This window comes from Neobacillus cucumis (assembly GCF_023715505.1).
In genome coordinates, this window is the sequence record NZ_JAMBOH010000008.1 from 171563 (window position 1) to 189723 (window position 18161).

Below are 18161 nucleotides of genomic sequence, written 5' to 3' on the forward strand. Positions count from 1 at the left end.
GTTTAAACTAAAAATACCACATAGGACCAATAGTTCAAATAACAAACTAATAAAGTGGGGCCCTTAGTACTACAGGAGAAAACCCCATTTTTAGGAAGGTAAGTGGTATGATATATATAAGATAATGCTAGAGAGGAGCATCAGGATGGATCAGAATATTTTATTTCGGAATAATGTAAAAGTAAAAGGCCATGGTAAACAATCTATTATTTTTGCTCCCGGCTTTGGTTGTGACCAAACGGTTTGGAAGTCGGTTGCCGAAGCATTGAAAAAAGATTACCAAATCATTTTATTTGATTATGTAGGTTTGGGCAATTCAGACATACATGCTTATGACTCGAAAAGATATAGCAGTCTTACTGGCTATGCACAAGATGTATTGGATGTTTGTTCAGCCTTAGATTTAAAAGACATTGTATTTGTTGGACACTCTGTTGGAAGTATGATTGGTATGCTAGCATCATTGAGTCATCCTGAGTACTTCTCTCATCTTGTTATGATCGGTCCTTCTCCATGCTACCTAAATGATCCTCCGCATTATTATGGAGGCTTTGAAAAAGAGGAGCTTTTAGGTTTGATTGATATGATGGACAAAAATTACATAGGCTGGGCAAATGTCTTTGCCTCAACAGTGACAAATAATCCAGAGCGGCCAGAGGTTAAACACCAATTGGAAGAACGTTTTTGTTCCACTGACCCTATTATCGCACGTCAATTTGCCGAGGCTGCTTTTTTTGCAGACAATCGCAGTGACTTAATAAAAGTAACGGTACCATCGCTTATTTTACAATGTTCAAATGATATTATTGCTCCTTTAGCGGTGGGAGAGTATATTCACCAGCATCTTCCTAATAGTATGTTGAAATATATGGATGCAACGGGACATTGCCCGCATATGAGCCATCCCGAGGAGACGGTCCGCTTAATCCGCCAATACCTAAGTATCTCATCAAAAATAGATGTCAGCTTAGCGGGCAGAGGAGATCATATTTAATGGATGAACAATTGAATCATGCACCATGTGGATTTCTGACACTGTCAGAAGATGGACTGATATTATCCATTAATCAAACATTGCTTAAGATACTAGATTACCCCCAAGATTCATTAACAGGGCAGCATGTCAATGCTGTCCTTACTGTCCCTGCTCGTCTGTTCTTTCAATTCTATTTTTTTCCGCTTTTAAAACTTGAACATCGGGTGGAGGAAATGTATATTTCACTAGAGTCCAGTAAGGGAGAAGAGATTCCCGTACTCGTCAATGCTCTCTCTAGAAGAGTAAATGAAACCACTAAATTTGAATGTATTCTTATCCCGATGCGCAAAAGAAACGAATATGAAAATGAATTGCTTTTTGCAAAAAAGGAAACTGAAGAAGCCTTAAAAGCAAAGCATAAAGTGAATGCGGAATTAGAGACTACCCTTAAAAAGCTCAAAATTCAAAAGGAAAAACTACTTGAACTTTACAAACAAAATCATAAATATAAAATAGAAACAAAGAAAGAGTTGGAGCTTGCTAGAATTATTCAAGAAACATCACTAACCGATCCGATTAACAATGAAAAAGTTCAAATGGAAGTATTCTATAATGCATCTGGTGAATTATCCGGTGACATCTACGGGATTTATCGAATTGATCTGCACCGCTATGGAATCATCCTGCTCGATGTTATGGGCCACGGTATTTCTTCAGCTTTAATTACGATGACTCTTCAATCTCTGTTTCGAAGATTAATTTCAGCAGGATTTAAAGTTGATATGGTGATGAAAGAATTGGATAGCCACCTTCACAAATTGTTTCGGAACAACGAGGAAGCTAGGCATTATTCTACCGGTATCTTTCTTTTAATTGATACAGAAAGACAAATAATAGAGTATGTCAATGCAGGTCATCCCCCTGCCTTATGGCAGGACTCTGACGGAAAACAATATGAATTATTTTCTACCGCCCCACCACTTGGAACCTTTGAAGGTATAGAATTTAAAACTAAAACCTTTACTTTCAGCAAGGGAGCCAGACTGCTCCTTTACACTGATGGTGTTGACCCCCTTGCTTCAAACCATTTAGCTCCTTTATTGAGGGAAACAGTATCATTACCTTTATGTAAACTGAAAGAGGAAATTTTACATTCCTTAAAAAGTGAAAAAAGTGTCTATCATAATAGCGATGATGAATCCTTTATTCTCATTGACTTAAAATAATCATAAATAATAGCAAAACAGATAGAATAATGGCAATCGAATGGTTCACTCGGTTGCCCTCTGTTGTACCTCTCCGAATTCATACACCTTTAATTTAAACCCTTGGCTACCAAGGTTGGCTCATTTTACTAGCTATGGTCGACAATAAACCCTATTGACTACCCTGGCACTTCTTTTTCTAGAAAAAATAAAAGGCGAGAGATTTGGAGGTATTAAACGGTGATTAAATTCAGTATTATTGGTGGAGCTAGTTTCCGAGCACAATATTATTTAAGAATTGCCCAGGCACTTCCAGACCGATTTCGTGTTTGCGGTATGGTCGTAAGGGATGAGGCTAAAGGGCAATTAGTAGAACAAAAGTGGAATGTAGCCACTTACCGTAATTTAACCCAACTGTTAAAAAATGAACATCCTGACTTTATAGTAGTATCCGTTAGCGGTTCGGCATGCCCTGAATATTTACTGCACTTAGGAGAGCTCGGGATTCCCGCATTGGCTGAAACTCCACCAGCTCCAACCATAGGAGGCTTAACTACTCTCCACGAGCAGCTTACATGTAAAGGAGCCAAAATCCAGGTCGCCGAACAATATCATCTACATCCGGCCCAGCAGGCAAGACTTTCTATAATTCAATCTGGAAGATTAGGAAATGTCACACAAGCCACCGTTTCTATTTCCCACTTTTATCATGGCGTAAGCTTAATGCGAAAAATGCTCGGAATCAGCTTTGAGGATGCAAATATTAGAGGAATGCGATTTGAAGCGCCGATAGTCGCAGGTCCAGACCGTAGCGGCCCTCCAAAGGAGGAAAAAATCATTATGGCTGAACGTGACTTAGTCTGGTTGGAATTTGATCATCATAAGTTAGGAATCTATGATTTTACAAAAGACCAGCATCGTTCTTGGATTCGCTCCAATCATTTGTCTATTCGTGGCGACCGTGGGGAAATATTCGATAACCGCATGACGGCATTGGCTGATTATTCTACACCTGTTCACTTGGATTTAAAGCGTATTAACAAAGGAGAGGAGGAGAACCAGGAGGGCTACTATCTTGAAGGAATTATGGCAGGAGAACAATGGGTATATCGAAATCCTTTTATCCCGGCAAGGCTTTATGATGATGAGATAGCCATTGCTTCATGCTTAAAAAAAATGGGAGAATATGTAGCTGGAGGACCAAGTTTTTATAGCCTGCCTGAGGCCTCCCAAGATCAGTATCTTGGTCTTATGATGGAAAAGGCCATTCGTTCTTCCGAATTAGTACGGACTGTACGTCAGCCATGGGCAGAATAAGCTACTCATAAAAAATGCCCACAATATGTGAGCATTTTTATTATTGCCTTTTACGATGCAGTTTTAGTTAAATACTTTATTATAAAAGAGATTCTGCTCCATCAATAAAGATTTCGCTTCCGGTAATGTGATTGGATTGGCTTGAAGCAAGGAAAAGTACCAGATCCGCCACTTGTTCAGGTTTCCCTGCAGCATGTTCTAGCGGCTGGCTGCCTTGCGGATATTCAACCGGGATTTCAACTTCTTTTAATTTCTCTTTATTTTTCCATGTATTTTCATTGATATTGGTTTCAATAGCTCCTGGGCAGACCACATTGACCCTAATATGATAATTTGCAAGCTCCAGCGCAGCCATTTTCCCAAAGCCCATCTGACCAATTTTGGATGTACTATACGCAGACATACCAAAGTTTTTATAGACCCTGTTTCCATTTATGGAACTAGTAATAATGATACTTCCCCCATTAGACTTCAAATGAGGAATGGCGTATTTAACGGTTAAAAAGGTACTTGTTAAGTTATTGGAAATAGTCAGATCCCAATCTTTCGGGTCCATATCCTCAATCGGTGTAACTTCCCCATTAATGCCAGCATTAGCAAAGACAACATCCAGTCTTCCCCACTGATCAACCGTCTTTTTGTAACAATCCTCAACCTCCTCTGGGTGAGATACGTTAGCTTCCAAGACAAGTGCCTCACTGCCCATTTCTTCGATTTGATTTTTAACTTCTTCTACATTTTCTTTGTGTAAATCTACTAAAGCAATCTTTCCTCCATTTTGGGCAAGCTTTATTGCAGCCGCCCTGCCAATCCCTGATCCGGCCCCTGTAACAAAAGCAACTTGATTTTGAAGTAGTTTCTCCATGTAATAAAGCCTCCTTAAACGATGTGATGTATATACTATATCCATCCCCGAGGTTTTAAAACGGGAGAAACACCTCTATTTATAATACAGTTCAAACGTACTACAATTACTCGATCGAAATAATTCCATTTTGACCCTGTGAAATTTTCCCTTGTTTCTTAATATTTAATTTGGCTAAGTTTGTAAAAACAATAGGAGAAGCGGTAGAAGTTGCTGAATTCCTAATCCTTTCTAAATCAAATCTTAGAATTTCCTGTCCTTTTGTGACTGGATCTCCGTCTTTTACAAGGACAGTGAATCCTTCCCCTTTTAAATTAACTGTGTCTAAACCAATATGAATCAATATCTCATATCCCTGTTTAGATTTTATCCCGACTGCATGTTTAGTTGGGAAGACACTCATAATTTCTCCATCAACAGGTGAAACAACAGAACCATTAGCAGGAATAATTGCAAAACCGTCTCCCATCATCTTTTGTGAGAATACCTGGTCCTCTACTTCCGTGATCGGAATAATCTCTCCCTCAATCGGCATCACAAAATCTTGCTCATTTAACGGCAGATATTCTTGTGATTCAGAAGTTGTTATTTCTTGTGTATCAGGATTACTTACTGACTTAGTATCCAATCGCTTCATAGCATCTGCTACGAACTCAACCTCTGTCCCTACAATGATTTGTAGGTTTGTTTTGTTCAGTTTCATGACGCCCTTTGCACCATGTGATTTTAAAGATGAATCTCTAACCTTATCCATATCTTTAACATTTAAACGAAGACGGGTTGCACAATTATCAATGTTAGTTATATTTTCTTTACCGCCAATATCATTCATAAAATGATATGCCATCGTTTCGAATTTATCTGTTCCTACAACCGTTTCAATTGTTTCTTTCTCCACGGTCACTTCTTCCTCGTCTTCACGACCAGGTGTTTTAATGTTAAACGCCTTAATGACGCTATAAAAAATAACGAAATAAATAACTCCGTAAATCAAACCAACTAATAATAAGAGTAACGGTTTTTGAGCAATATTAAAGTTTAAAATATAATCAATTGCCCCAGCTGAGAAGGTAAAGCCATCTTTAACCCCCAACATGGTGACGATTACAAAGGAAAGACCTGTTAAGACTGCATGAATTCCATATAGCAGCGGAGCAATGAACATGAAGGAAAATTCAATAGGCTCTGTAATACCTGTAAGAAACGAAGTGAGTGCTACACCAATAAACATACCGGCTATCGATTTTCTTTTTTCCTTCTTAGCCGCTGCAATAATCGCAAGTGCTGCCCCCGGCAAGCCAAACATCATGATTGGAAAGAATCCTGTCATGTAAGTTCCAGCGGTTGGGTCGCCTGCAAAGAAACGAGCAATATCCCCTGATTTACCTTCAAATGTCCCAAATTGAAACCAAAACAAACTGTTTAAGACGTGGTGAAGACCTAGTGGGATTAACAAACGGTTTAGTATTCCGAAGATACCTGCTCCAATTGCACCTAAACCAATGATCCAGTTACCCACTCCATTTATAGCATCTTGAATGGGCGGCCATACAAATCCTGCGATTCCAGCAATAATAACCATTGTAATGGAAGTGATAATTGGAACAAATCGTCTTCCACTAAAGAAAGCTAACCATTCTGGCAATTTAATTTCACGAAAACGGTTATAAAGTAATCCAGCGATAATTCCTGTAAGAATCCCGCCGAGAACCCCCATATTGATATTTTTATCAATTGCCTGGGTTCCTTGTGTTAAAACCAAATAGCCGATAGCCCCAGCTAAAGCAGCTGCTCCATTATTATCCTTTGCAAACCCCATTGCAACACCGATGGCGAAAATTAAAGCCAAGTTTGCAAAAACAGCATTACCCGCATTTGCGATAAATGGAATATCCAGCAGATCCGGCTGGCCAAAACGTAACAACAATCCAGCTGCTGGTAAAACTGCTATCGGAAGCATCAATGCTTTTCCAATTCGCTGTAAAAATCCTAACATCAATAAATCTCTCCTCTTTTTCGTGTAAGCGGTTTTTCAACACAGTCACGATAATACCATTTAATTGTTATAGTTGTCTATACCAATAATACATAAATTTATTGGTAAATTATTAAATGTATCCCCAATTGGATAAGGTTTCTCCTTAATAACCGCAAAATTGGTATAGACATCTATAATTCGGAAATGCTAAAATTACGGTAGTCTAGGAAGGATGTAATGAAAATGACAACAAATTTTAAGCCTATTTTGCTCAAGGGCATTCAAATATATTCTGAAGATCACTGGGTTGAAAATGGCTATATAAAAGTAAAAGATCAAAAAATAGTGGAATTAGGGCCGACAGAAACTCTTACCTTTCAGGAAGAATTTGAGGAAGTCCACATCCCATTACAATTTAAAGCTGTTCCCGGCTTTATTGACGTTCATATCCACGGAGCTAATGGAGCAGATACCATGGATGCCACGAAAGAAGCTTTGGATACAATGGCGCAGGCACTTCCGGGCGAAGGAACTACAAGCTTTTTAGCGACAACCATGACCCAGGAAGAGGAAAAAATTGAAGATGCCTTAATAAATGCTGGTAGATACATTAAAGGGGAGCAGACCCCAGGAAAGGCAGAAATACTAGGAATCCACCTTGAAGGTCCCTTTGTGAATAAAAATAAAGCAGGAGCTCAACCCATTCAACATATTATTAATCCAAATCTGGAGTTGTTTAAAAAATGGGAGGAGCTCTCTGATCAAACGATTAAGATTGTCACACTGGCACCCGAGCAGCCAGGGGGTCTGGAGCTTGTAAGGTATTTAAAAGCAAATGGAATGATAGCATCAATCGGCCACACCGATGCAACATATGAACAAGTGCTAGAAGCCATCGATGCAGGAGTAAACCATGTTACACATCTGTACAATCAAATGCGCGGATTGCATCACCGTGAGCCAGGTGTGGTAGGGGCGTCCTTTTTAAAAGACGAGTTAAAAGCAGAACTGATTGTGGACGGGGTACATGTCCATCCGGAAATGGTGAAACTCGCGTACAAGCAAAAGGGAAAAAAAGGAATCATTTTAATTACTGATTCCATGCGGGCTAAATGTCTAAAAAACGGACATTATGATTTGGGCGGGCAGGATGTAACCGTACAGGGTGGTAAAGCCATTTTAAGTGACGGAACTCTTGCTGGAAGTATTTTAAAATTAGGTCAAGGGGTAAAAAATATATTATCTTTCACTGGCTGTCACATCGAAGAGGCGATTGAAATGGCATCTGTAAATCCGGCAAAGCAGCTGAATATTTATAATCGTAAGGGCAGCATTTCTGTGGGAAAGGATGCTGATATTGTTATTCTTGACGAGAATTTGGATGTCTATATGACGTTATGCCGTGGAAAGGTCGCCTATATTAAAGGAGGAAAAACAACATGAGGATTATTGAAGCAACAGATTATCAAGATATGAGTAAAATTGCTGCCGATTATATTATTGAAAAGGTCAATCAATTTCCAAAAATCAAGCTTGGTCTCGCAACAGGCGGGACTCCGATGGGGATCTATTCAAATTTAATTGCCGACCATCAAAAGAATGGGACTTCGTATCGAGGGGTTATGACCTTCAATTTAGATGAATATGTCGGACTGTCCGGAGATAATCCAAACAGCTATCGCTATTATATGAACCATAACTTATTTAATCATATTGACATTCAAATGAATAACACGTTTGTTCCACGTGGAACGATTGATGATGTATTAAAAGAATGCGAATCTTATGAGGAATTACTTACAAAACATAAAGGCATTGATTTACAGATTCTTGGCATTGGGGCAAATGGCCACATCGGATTTAATGAACCCGGAACATCATTCCAATCTCAAACCCATGTGGTCGAACTAGCTCCTTCTACAAGACAAGCTAATGCTAGATTTTTTAACCGCTTGGAGGAAGTACCTACTCAAGCAATAACAATGGGTATCGCTACTATTATGAAAAGCAGAGAAATCCTATTACTCGTTTCCGGAGAGCAAAAAAAAGACGCATTGAAAACACTATTAACAGGAAATATAGATGAAAGATTTCCAGCATCCGTGCTGAAAAATCATCCATATGTTACAATTATTGCAGATAAGGCGGCCATTGCTGGTTTAAAGGTTCACAGTTGAGTTCTTCCTCTCTGAATCCTTTCAAATGAAAAGCAGACCGGTTCCTCGAGTTTAAATAGAAAGGATGCAGGTAAGAGGAGAATGATTAAAAAGGATTCCCCCATCCCAATATATTATCAGCTTCAAGAGCTTATAAAGGATTTAATTGATAAGGGTGAGTTAAGACCTGGTGATTCCATTCCGCCTGAACGAGAGTATGCTGAAAAATATCAGATCAGCCGGATGACGGTGAGACAAGCTTTAACCCAGCTCGTGAATGATGGATATCTACACCGAATCCAAGGAAAAGGTACTTTCGTTTCGGAGCGAAAAATTGAACAACCACTTCATCGATTAAGAAGCTTTACCGAAGACATGGTTGCTAGAGGCCTAAAACCAGGGAGTCAATTAATTTCCTTTGAAATTATACCTGCAACTAGTCAAATTGCCAGCCAGCTCGGTATTCAAGAATATGGCCCCGTTTATGAAATTAAACGTATTCGGTTGGCTGATGACGTCCCTATGGCCTTAGAATCAAATTATATATCGGCAAACCTTGTTAAAGGTCTAACGGAGCAGATTGTTAAAAAGTCGGTTTATGCCTTTATTGAAGAACAATTGAATTTCCAAATTGACCACGCTTCACAAGTCATTGAATCGTCGATTGCCAATCAAGTGGAAGCCCAATTTTTAAAAATAAAAAAAGGTTCTCCGATCATGCTGATTCAACAACAAACCTTTTTAAAGGACGGAACTCCCGTTGAATATGTTCGGTCATCCTACCGCGCTGACCGCTATAAATTTATGATTGAAATGAAACGGTAAAACTACAATAAAAAAAGCCAAGACAAGACTAGGATCCTCGACTTTGGCTTTTTTATTTGTTTATAATGTTTACGAGTTCGCAGCTGAACGGGAAGATAATTATTTCTTTTCCGAAACGGATTTTCTTATGACTAACTCTGTTTCAATAAAAATCTTTTCACCCTTCATGTCTTGATTTTCAATAGCCTCTAAGATCTTTTCTGCCCCGTGTCTGCTGATCTTTTCAATCGGTTTTTTTACGGTTGTCAATGAAGGGTTTGTATATCGCGCGACTTGAATATCATCAAAGCCGATTACCGATATATCTTTTGGTACATTTAACCCTTTTGCAAAAGCTGCATTGATTGCCCCAACTGCCATATCATCATTAGAACAAAAGACAGCAGTAGGCGGATTCTCTAGGGCCAGCAATTTTTCCATCGCCTTATATCCACTTTCCATATCATAATTTCCGTTAACAATGTATTCATTGCAAATGGGAATCTGCTCATCAATCAATGCTTTTAAATATCCTTCTCTCCGCTCTAATGAGGATTTAAATCCCTTAATTCCTTCAATAACTGCAATATCCTTGTGGCCTTTTTCAATGAGATACTTTACTGCATGGCACGAGCCTTCCCGATCGTTAGATAAAATATTTATTATAGATTGATCGTTGACCTCTCTATTAATGACCACAATAGGTATTTTTTGATTAAGCACATGATAGATAAATGCATTATCCACTTCGCTTTGGCTCATTAAGATAATCCCATCGAATCTTTTTTGATGAATCGATGAAAAGTCATGATAATCATCTATACCTCTGACAAATAAATTATAATTCCCACTAATCACACTATTAACACCTTTTACGGTGTCGGCAAAAAAACTGGGTGATGTACCATTTGAGATACTTGTAAAGAAAAGACCAATGGTATAAGACTTTTGCATGACTAGGCTTTTTGCATTAAAGTTAGGAATATAGTTTAGCTGAGCGGCAATTGCCTGTATCTTTTTTTTGGTTCCTGGCTTTATAAGCGGACTGTCATTTAATGCACGGGAGACTGTCGTATGGGAAACATTTGCCAGTTTTGCTATATCTTTAATTGTAACCATTTTCCTTCACCCTTTATTTAACCTTCCTCTTCTAATTTTACCAAGAGTTCATCGATTGAATACTATTATAACCATCAACTGTTTGTCTTTAAGAATAGGATCACATTACATTTAACTGCTTTTCTAATATTTGTTATTTATATATGAATGTTAACGTAAACATTTACTGCTTTTAGCATACATTGCAAAAAAAATTCTTTCAATTGCCTTTCAGAGTTTATTTAAGCATTTATTTGATTTTCCCTATCGATATATTAACTCTATAGTTAGCATATTTGAGTATTTCATCAAGTGTACTATTTAAAGCTAATTGGTCGGAAATACTTGCTTTAATAATATAGCAGCCCTCACCACTTATACGGTGAACTTCTTTTATATCTGGATTTCCTTTTAGGTATTGTTGAAATTCATGGTGATGATTTGATTTTAAAAAAACCGTTATAAATGCTTGAATACTTTTTCCTAACTTTAATTCATTAACAGCAATGGTGTATTGCTCAATAATCCCCTCATCTTCCATCCGGCGAATTCTATTGCCCACTGCCTGGCCTGTCATATGGATTAATTCTCCGATTTCCTTCCAAGGTTTACGGGAGTTTTCTTTTAATAAACTAAGAATTTTGAAGTCTATTTCATCCATACCGATTCTCCCCTCAAAAAACAGTAAATGACTTTTAATTCTATTGTATATGAGTAAAAGCAGGATTAGTTATAAATTTCTTTCACGATGAAACAAAAGTGCAGAGATCTTTTTCGCAAGATACTGTTAGTAAAAATGTGGGAATAATACAATAATGTGGAGAGCAAACTCACGAGGGGAGAAAAATCTATGCAGATTCAATTAATACGCCATGCAACACATCTTATAACGTATAAGGGGCTAAAATTCCTTTTAGACCCTATGTTTAGCGCGCAGGGAACACTTGCGCCGGTTCCTAATGCCCCTAATCAGCACTTAAATAATCCTTTGTCTTCATTACCGGTCGAACTTAAGAGACTAGTAGATATTGATGCTATTATTGTTACACACTCGCACCGTGATCATTTTGATGATCGGGCTATTTCAAGTTTACCTAAGAATTTACCTCTATTTTGTCAACCTGAAGATGAGCAATTAATAAAAGATAAAGGTTTTGAGCATGTCATAGCAATAAGTAAGGAATTTGTCTGGCAGGGAGTCAAACTAATCCGAACAGAAGGAAGGCACGGCCATGGTCGACTTGCAGAAGCTATGGGACCTGTTTCGGGATTTATTCTAAAGTCAAAGGATGAGCCAACCTTATATATAATTGGAGATAGCGTGTGGTACGCAGATATAGAGCATACGTTTAAACATTTTTCCCCTGATGCGGCAATCGTTTTTGCGGGCGAAGCACGTTTCTTAGAAGGCCTGCCGATCACAATGGGAATTGCCGATATTGAAAATATAAGAAAAACTTCACCGCAAACGAAACTAATCATTTCTCATATGGAATCATGGAATCACTGCTTATTAAAACGGGAGGAAGTTAGGGAGTATATAAGGGAGAACCAATTAGACATTAATATTTCAGTACCAGAAGATGGGGAAATTGTTAGAATTGGGTAAAAATATTGAAACTTGGGGTGAATGATGTTTGTTTCGTCTTGTCAGACTTATTAATTTGTCCTTCACCCTTTATGAACGACAATTCCATTTGAAGAACCAGCAAAATGCTTTTCATCCGCCCTATGAAGAACAAATTCTTTTTGGATAATCAACCAAACGTCCTTCATTTTGACATATAGTAGAGTAATTATAGTTTATTCATAAACCTGTTTTTAGACTATTCATTTGTTTCAGAAATATTATTGCAATATAAATGCCACGGATGTAAACGATTTAACATCTCCCTGTTCTTTGTCTCAGAAATATCTATGTTACTATTATGGAAAATTAGCAACCATAGAACATGGGGGGAAAAAGAATGCTTAAAAAAGTGATAACAATTTTAGCAGTTGCTATACTCTCAGTAACTGTAAGTGCTAATATACAAGCTGCAACCATTACAGTACAACAAGGTGATACCCTTTGGGACCTCTCGCGTGAGAATAATACATCTTTAGAAAATATCCAAAAGTGGAATCGTCTTACTACGGACCTTATACATCCCGGAGATACTCTAACCATTTCACCGGAAAAACAATATACTGTTAAACAAGGTGACACACTATGGGATATATCCATGGATAATCAGATAACTGTTTCGCAACTTAAAGAGTGGAACGAATTACATACCGATCTCATCCATCCTGGTTTAAATCTACTTATCTTTGATGGTTTAAATAATACTAGTAATACTGTAACTGAAAAACAGGCTAAGCCTGCCGCACAAGCACATAAGGAAAATGCACCTGCAGTATCAGCTACATCAACAAATAATACGAGTTCAAAAGAAATTACAGTGAAAGCAACTGCCTATACTGCTTCGTGTGAGGGCTGTTCTGGTACTACAGCTACCGGAATTGACCTTAAAGCAAACCCAAATGAAAAGGTCATCGCAGTTGATCCATCTGTTATACCACTTGGCAGTAAAGTTCATGTAGAAGGCTACGGTGAAGCAATCGCTGGAGATACTGGTGGAGCCATTAAAGGAAATCGAATTGATATCTTTATCCCTTCTGAGCATGATGCAATCAATTTTGGAGTAAAACAAGTAAAGGTAACAATATTAAACTAGCGTGCTAAAAGACCGTCCTATCATGAGGTCCTAATACGTAAAAAACCCTGCACCTCCTTATATGTACCAAGGGGCTGCAGGGTTTTTTTGAAGGGACATTTTGAGTTACACCATTTATACCTTTTCACAAATTCACTTTTAATTTCATTGCTCAAAACCATCAATTTTGCTTTAAAGTATTTATAACCAATGTCTCAACAAAATTCACAAAAGCCTTCACGACATTCCATTCCAAGGACTCCTTATGGTAATACATCCATGTTCTACGTAATATAGGATCTCCTTTTTGGTCCGTTAAAACTATTTTATTTAAATCATCTATATTATTAAGAATACGGCTGGACAAGAAGCCATGGCCTAATCCTTTTATAACCATTTCCTTACAAGTATCAACCTGGTCCACTTCTATACTGATAAAAGGCGGCTGTGAAAAGTTTTCGGCCCACCAATTATCAATTAACGATTTTAATAAATAATCTCCGTTATAGTCGATTCTAGGCAGATTGGGCAAATCAATGATATCAAACTCATCCCTCGACGTAACAGAAACTGTTTCTTCAAATAATAAATGTTTCTTCAGACCTCTACAGCTATAGTCGCCGCGCACAAAGCCGATATGAACATCCTTATTATGTATAAGTTTCGTTACATCTTTACTCCAACCTGTAATCACTTTAAATTCCACATAAGGATACTGGCTTTTAAATAATTTCAAAATATTGGGCAGTTCATAATTCGCAAAAAAGTTGGATACACCCAATTTCAATGTTCCTACAACTTCATTACCTGCGTTATAGTTCATATTTCTAACATGTTCTTTTATTTTGTTATATTGAGTAAGGATATCGTCGGCACACTGAACAAGATATTCTCCCTGTGGGGTAAAATGCACTCCTCTACTTTCACGCGTTACTATTTTGACACCTAATTCTTCCTGCATGTGCTTTAAACGGTTCGTTAATGCAGGTTGGGTAATAAACAAAAGCCGTGCTGCTTTTGTTAGGTTCTTCTGACTATAGAGGACCTTCAGTATTTCCCAATCACGGTAATCCATCATCTTCACCCAAATTCTTCCATATAAAAATTTTTTATATGTCATTATAATTTTTTAGCATTTTATATATTTCCACTATTGCATTATCATTAATCCGTAGCAATTAATAATTACTTCTTCAATCCCTGGATTGCAACTTCATTAAAGCTAAATCATCTTTAAGGTTAAACACAGCATATGTCATCTTTAGCCATAATTATTGATATCCTGTTTGCAGGACAGAAAAAACGTATAAAAATAGGAGGAAATTTTATGTGGATTATAACTCGTTATTTAGATTCAAACATCTCCCTGTTTGAATTCGAAACTGAAGAAGAAGCAAGAGAGGCTCTCAAAAACATGAAGGGCTGTAACATTCTCTCTGAAGTTGTATATTTTAATGATCCTTGTTTTCAAGTAGCTTAAAATATTTTCATTTCTAAGGTAGAATTGAAGATTGAAATCCAAAGTTTCCGGTTACTAGGTGATTCCCTTAAGGGGGCTGTCAAGTGCCTTTGTTTATATTGAAATAAGAGCCTAACTTAGGCTCTTATTTTTTAATACTTTGCTAGAATTTTATTGGAAGTATTACTGGAATTTTTATTCCTCCATGAAATGAGGAAATTCCTCTTGAACTTGTACATCTTTCCAGTAGTATAAATCCTCAGGGATTTTCTCTAACTACTATCAAACATCCTTTTACGACTATCTTTCCTCCACATTTTCCTTCTACTCTTATTTTATTCTCCACTCGTTTGATAGTCAGTGTTACCAGATTTCCCACATAAATAGGGGAGATAAAGGTAAATTCATACTGGCTTAACAACTCTTGAGGAATGAGAGATTCATTCGAAAGTACACTTAACACTTTGGCCACTGTTAACATTCCATGGGCAATTTTATTAGTGAATCCTTGTTGCTTTGCCGCCTCCATATCTAAATGAATTGGATTGTAATCACCAGAAATGACAGCATAATGTTCAACGTCCTTTTCGGTAATTTGAAAAGTAACCATATTCATGCCAAACCACCCAAAATCAAATCAGATATTCCTTCAAAACAAAGTTTTCCATCCCTATTATATAAATATAGAGTTTGTTTAATAACAGTAAGATTTTGACGTTGGAATTGATCTGTAACTTCAACTATCGCTCTATAGACCTCATCAATGTACATTCTCTTATGCTGGATACATTTCTGTTTTCGATGAATAATAGGATGTTGCAGCTCCCATGGGGAGGCAAGCCATTTATAAGCCATCATTGGCATGGTTGGATGAAGAGGGATCGTTTCGAAACCATAGTCTTTTGCCCTCTCCGAACTCTGATAAATAGGATTTCGATCACCAATCAATTGGACACATTGTTGCACATCTTCTTTATTAAAAATAATCTCATGTTCATTAGTTATCATGTTACCACCTCGAATAGAACTGCTACTCCGATTCCTCCACCACTCCCAATCGCCGCTAGTACATATTTGATATCCTTTCTTCTTTGTACTTCATAGAAAAGCCTCGTGATCATGATACTTCCCGAAGCTCCATAAGGATGTCCTAGTGTTAAAGCTCCTCCGCTAACATTTAACTTGCTATAAGAAATAGAAAGTTCTTTTGTACAGGCAACAATCTTAGAGGAGAAAGCTTCGTTTATTTCAATTAGGTCAATGTCCTCAATGGTTAACTGGTTCCTTTTTATTAAGGCTTGAATAGCCGGAATAGGGGATTCTCCTGGATAATTCGGAAGTACACCTGAGACTTCACTATCCAAAAATCGTAAAATAGGCTGGAATCCATTATTTAATGCCATGTTTTCTTCCATGACAAGTACAGCTGAAGCCCCGTCATGTATCCCACAGCTGTTCGCTGCAGTAACTGTACCGTTCTTTTTAAATATAGGCTTCATCCTGTTTAAAAGTACTTCCATCTTTCTTTTCCTAAAAAATTCTTCATCTCGGTAGAAATTTCCAATTCGAATGATCTCTTGATTAAAATATCCTTTTTCATAAGCTTCCCAGCTGCGTTTATAACTTAATAGTGCATACTCATCCTGTATTTCCTTTGAAATAGCATATTTTTCAGCCACATATTCGGCTGCAACCCCCATATCTGGATCGCCAATTTTTTCAGGAGAAAATCTTGCTCTGGCTGGAAACGGAGAGGTACTCGTACTTTCTACACCACCAGCAATATAACAACGGCCAGCTCCGCCTTGGACAAAGTAACATGCCATTCGAATCGCTTCTAATCCTGCACTACATTGACGGTCAATTGTGATTCCCGGTACAGAAAGAGGAAGTCCTGCTTCTAATGCAGCAACTCGAGCTACATTTCCACCTGGTCCAACTACATTTCCCAAAATGATGTCTTCTATTTTTTCTTCCAATCCATTCGCTAAATGTTGGAGGATAGGAGCTGCAAGCTCATGTGGCTGAATATCTCGTAAGATTCCACCCATTTTTCCAATCGGTGTTCGTTTCGCTTGGACAATTACTGCTCTTTTAATCATTGACCACCTTTTTTTCCATTCGTTTTATTAGCTCAGCACGAGCTATCTTGCCACTCGTTGTATATGGCATTTCAGATAGAAAAAACCACTTACGTGGAATTTTATAAGAAGATAAATGAGCCCTACAAAATCTTTTTAACTCTAATTGGCTGCTTTTTCCTTTCACTACTGCAGCAACAACCTGGCCCCAATACGAATCTGATAGGCCTATTACAGCAACTTCTTCGACATCTGGATGTAAGGAAAGCACTTTTTCTATTTCTTCAGGAAAAATATTTATTCCTCCATATAAAATCATATTTTGTTCACGACCTACAATATATAAAAAGCCATCTTCGTCCAAATATCCCATATCATGGACTGTGGCCCACCCCTCTTCATCTTGAATAGAATGTATAGTTCTGCCCTCATCATCAAAGTACCCATTTATCATCAATTTACTTCTTACATATATTTTTCCGGTCTCAGTTGGCTTTGCTAATTCTTGATCTGGACGCCGTATTTGTACCTCTACACCATAACAAGGCTTTCCGACAGTTGTAGCCTTCTGAATACCTTCTCTATCAGGAAGTACAGTAATGAAACTCAATTCACTAGCCCCATAAAACTCGTACATAGTCATGTTAGGAATCATGTTACGGATTTCTAATTTCGATCTATCCGACCATTTTGCACCAGATGAAATCATTTTTATAGACTTATCGACTTGAATTCCTTCTTTCAAGAATGCTTCTACCATTGTCGGAACTACATAAATTGTTGTAATTGGAAAGGACTGTATCCATGATAGTCCTTCAATAGGAGAGAACTTATCTAAAAGAAAGACGGTTCCGCCTAAATACAAAACGCTAATGGCTCCGTACAGAAAATGAGAATGGGTTAAGGCACCAGAAATAAGAACTTGATCGGATTCATCTAACCCAAAATCAAAACGATTGCAATCAAAGCTAGCCACCCACGAATCTTGGGAGCGAACAAATGCTTTTGGTTTTCCAGTCGTACCAGATGTAAATCCAATGTAAAAAGGCTGATTTCCTTCCGTTTTCAATACAGTTGTAGGATCGAACTGAGAGATTTCCTGTAAACTATCATCCAAAGTCATTATATTAGGAATACTTTGTTCGATTTGAGAGTAAATTTCTCTAGTTGTGACAATGATAGAAGGATGTGAAAGTTTCACCCTTTTTTCCAATTCGGTTATCTTCCATTTCAAATCATATGGAACAGCAATCCAACCTGCCTTGGAGGCTCCTGCAAAGAGCTGTAAGAAAGGGATACCGTTCGGCAAAAGGATTCCTATTGTTTTATTTTCTGAATGAAGAGAATGAAGCCAGTTCGCTGTTTGATTGATTAATTCATACCATTCTTGATAACTGATTTGTTGATGATTCGTATGGATTGCGATTTTGTCTGGGGATAATTTTGCAAAAGTCTTATATGATTCTGTAATATTTCCCATGATATATCTCCTCTATAAAAAAGAGACACATTCTGGTGCCTCT

General features: G+C 37.7%; 18 protein-coding genes. 9 read left to right on the forward strand and 9 right to left on the reverse strand.

Translation table 11 applies throughout. From position 1 onward, the window contains the following. The first annotated feature begins 145 nt into the window (after positions 1 to 145). The 3 genes from M3226_RS14060 (at position 146) to M3226_RS14070 (ending at position 3498) form a co-directional block, all read left to right on the forward strand. Positions 146 to 994, forward strand: a complete 849-nt coding sequence (locus M3226_RS14060; protein WP_251566358.1) for an alpha/beta fold hydrolase — start codon at positions 146 to 148, stop codon at positions 992 to 994. Then, the gene (locus M3226_RS14065; protein WP_251566359.1) at positions 994 to 2202 is read left to right on the forward strand and encodes a SpoIIE family protein phosphatase; all 1209 of its coding nucleotides are present in this window, start codon (positions 994 to 996) and stop codon (positions 2200 to 2202) included. Before M3226_RS14060 ends, M3226_RS14065 begins: the two co-directional genes overlap by 1 nt. Before the next feature lie 219 nt (positions 2203 to 2421). Then, positions 2422 to 3498, forward strand: coding sequence for a Gfo/Idh/MocA family protein (locus M3226_RS14070; protein WP_251566360.1), 1077 nt, complete (start codon positions 2422 to 2424; stop codon positions 3496 to 3498). Between the two features lie 79 nt (positions 3499 to 3577). On the opposite strand, the gene M3226_RS14075 is transcribed toward M3226_RS14070, so the two are convergent. Both M3226_RS14075 and nagE read right to left on the reverse strand, forming a co-directional pair. Then, a complete protein-coding gene (locus M3226_RS14075; RefSeq protein WP_251566361.1) occupies positions 3578 to 4363 on the reverse strand; it encodes an SDR family oxidoreductase in 786 nt (261 codons plus the stop codon). A 106-nt stretch (positions 4364 to 4469) separates the two neighbouring features. Then, positions 4470 to 6359, reverse strand: a complete 1890-nt coding sequence (gene nagE / locus M3226_RS14080; protein WP_251566362.1) for an N-acetylglucosamine-specific PTS transporter subunit IIBC — start codon at positions 6357 to 6359, stop codon at positions 4470 to 4472. Positions 6360 to 6584: 225 nt separating this feature from the next. On the opposite strand from nagE, the gene nagA reads away from it, so the two are divergent. The 3 genes from nagA to M3226_RS14095 all read left to right on the forward strand — a co-directional run bounded on the left by nagA (position 6585) and on the right by M3226_RS14095 (position 9322). Continuing rightward, a complete protein-coding gene (gene nagA, locus M3226_RS14085; RefSeq protein WP_251566363.1) occupies positions 6585 to 7784 on the forward strand; it encodes an N-acetylglucosamine-6-phosphate deacetylase in 1200 nt (399 codons plus the stop codon). Then, a complete protein-coding gene (gene nagB, locus M3226_RS14090; protein ID WP_251566364.1) occupies positions 7781 to 8518 on the forward strand; it encodes a glucosamine-6-phosphate deaminase in 738 nt (245 codons plus the stop codon). The genes nagA and nagB overlap by 4 nt, the downstream gene beginning before the upstream one ends. Positions 8519 to 8599: 81 nt before the next feature. Continuing rightward, a complete protein-coding gene (locus tag M3226_RS14095; protein ID WP_251566365.1) occupies positions 8600 to 9322 on the forward strand; it encodes a GntR family transcriptional regulator in 723 nt (240 codons plus the stop codon). A 99-nt stretch (positions 9323 to 9421) separates the two neighbouring features. On the opposite strand, the gene M3226_RS14100 is transcribed toward M3226_RS14095, so the two are convergent. Both M3226_RS14100 and M3226_RS14105 read right to left on the reverse strand, forming a co-directional pair. Further along, entirely contained in the window at positions 9422 to 10420 is a 999-nt protein-coding gene (locus M3226_RS14100; protein WP_251566366.1) for a LacI family DNA-binding transcriptional regulator, read from the reverse strand. 229 nt (positions 10421 to 10649) lie between these two features. Beyond that, the gene (locus M3226_RS14105) at positions 10650 to 11060 is read right to left on the reverse strand and encodes an Lrp/AsnC family transcriptional regulator (protein WP_251566367.1); all 411 of its coding nucleotides are present in this window, start codon (positions 11058 to 11060) and stop codon (positions 10650 to 10652) included. 189 nt (positions 11061 to 11249) lie between these two features. Between M3226_RS14105 and M3226_RS14110 the strand changes: the two genes are divergently transcribed. After that, the gene (locus M3226_RS14110) at positions 11250 to 12008 is read left to right on the forward strand and encodes an MBL fold metallo-hydrolase (RefSeq protein WP_251566368.1); all 759 of its coding nucleotides are present in this window, start codon (positions 11250 to 11252) and stop codon (positions 12006 to 12008) included. A 358-nt stretch (positions 12009 to 12366) separates the two neighbouring features. After that, on the forward strand, positions 12367 to 13119 hold the full coding sequence (locus M3226_RS14115; RefSeq protein ID WP_251566369.1) for a LysM peptidoglycan-binding and 3D domain-containing protein: 753 nt from the start codon (positions 12367 to 12369) through the stop codon (positions 13117 to 13119). Between the two features lie 160 nt (positions 13120 to 13279). On the opposite strand, the gene M3226_RS14120 is transcribed toward M3226_RS14115, so the two are convergent. Continuing rightward, positions 13280 to 14173 carry a LysR family transcriptional regulator gene (locus M3226_RS14120; protein ID WP_251566414.1) on the reverse strand — a complete coding sequence of 298 codons (894 nt, stop codon included), beginning with the start codon at positions 14171 to 14173 and terminating at the stop codon, positions 13280 to 13282. A gap of 252 nt (positions 14174 to 14425) precedes the next feature. Between M3226_RS14120 and M3226_RS14125 the strand changes: the two genes are divergently transcribed. Continuing rightward, entirely contained in the window at positions 14426 to 14578 is a 153-nt protein-coding gene (locus tag M3226_RS14125) for a hypothetical protein (RefSeq protein WP_251566370.1), read from the forward strand. Between the two features lie 238 nt (positions 14579 to 14816). Here M3226_RS14125 and M3226_RS14130 read toward each other — a convergent pair whose 3' ends face one another. Genes M3226_RS14130 through M3226_RS14145 form a run of 4 tightly spaced genes read right to left on the reverse strand, consistent with a single transcriptional unit; the run spans position 14817 to position 18118 of the window. Next, on the reverse strand, positions 14817 to 15173 hold the full coding sequence (locus tag M3226_RS14130) for a MaoC/PaaZ C-terminal domain-containing protein (RefSeq protein ID WP_251566371.1): 357 nt from the start codon (positions 15171 to 15173) through the stop codon (positions 14817 to 14819). Continuing rightward, positions 15170 to 15565 (reverse strand): MaoC family dehydratase, encoded by a 396-nt coding sequence (locus tag M3226_RS14135; RefSeq protein WP_251566372.1) that lies wholly within the window; start codon positions 15563 to 15565, stop codon positions 15170 to 15172. The genes M3226_RS14130 and M3226_RS14135 overlap by 4 nt, the downstream gene beginning before the upstream one ends. After that, positions 15562 to 16656: an acetyl-CoA C-acyltransferase gene (locus M3226_RS14140; RefSeq protein WP_251566415.1), complete on the reverse strand. Its 1095-nt coding sequence runs from the start codon at positions 16654 to 16656 to the stop codon at positions 15562 to 15564. Before M3226_RS14140 ends, M3226_RS14135 begins: the two co-directional genes overlap by 4 nt. Continuing rightward, entirely contained in the window at positions 16652 to 18118 is a 1467-nt protein-coding gene (locus M3226_RS14145; protein WP_251566373.1) for an AMP-binding protein, read from the reverse strand. The genes M3226_RS14140 and M3226_RS14145 overlap by 5 nt, the downstream gene beginning before the upstream one ends. Positions 18119 to 18161 lie beyond the last annotated feature (43 nt).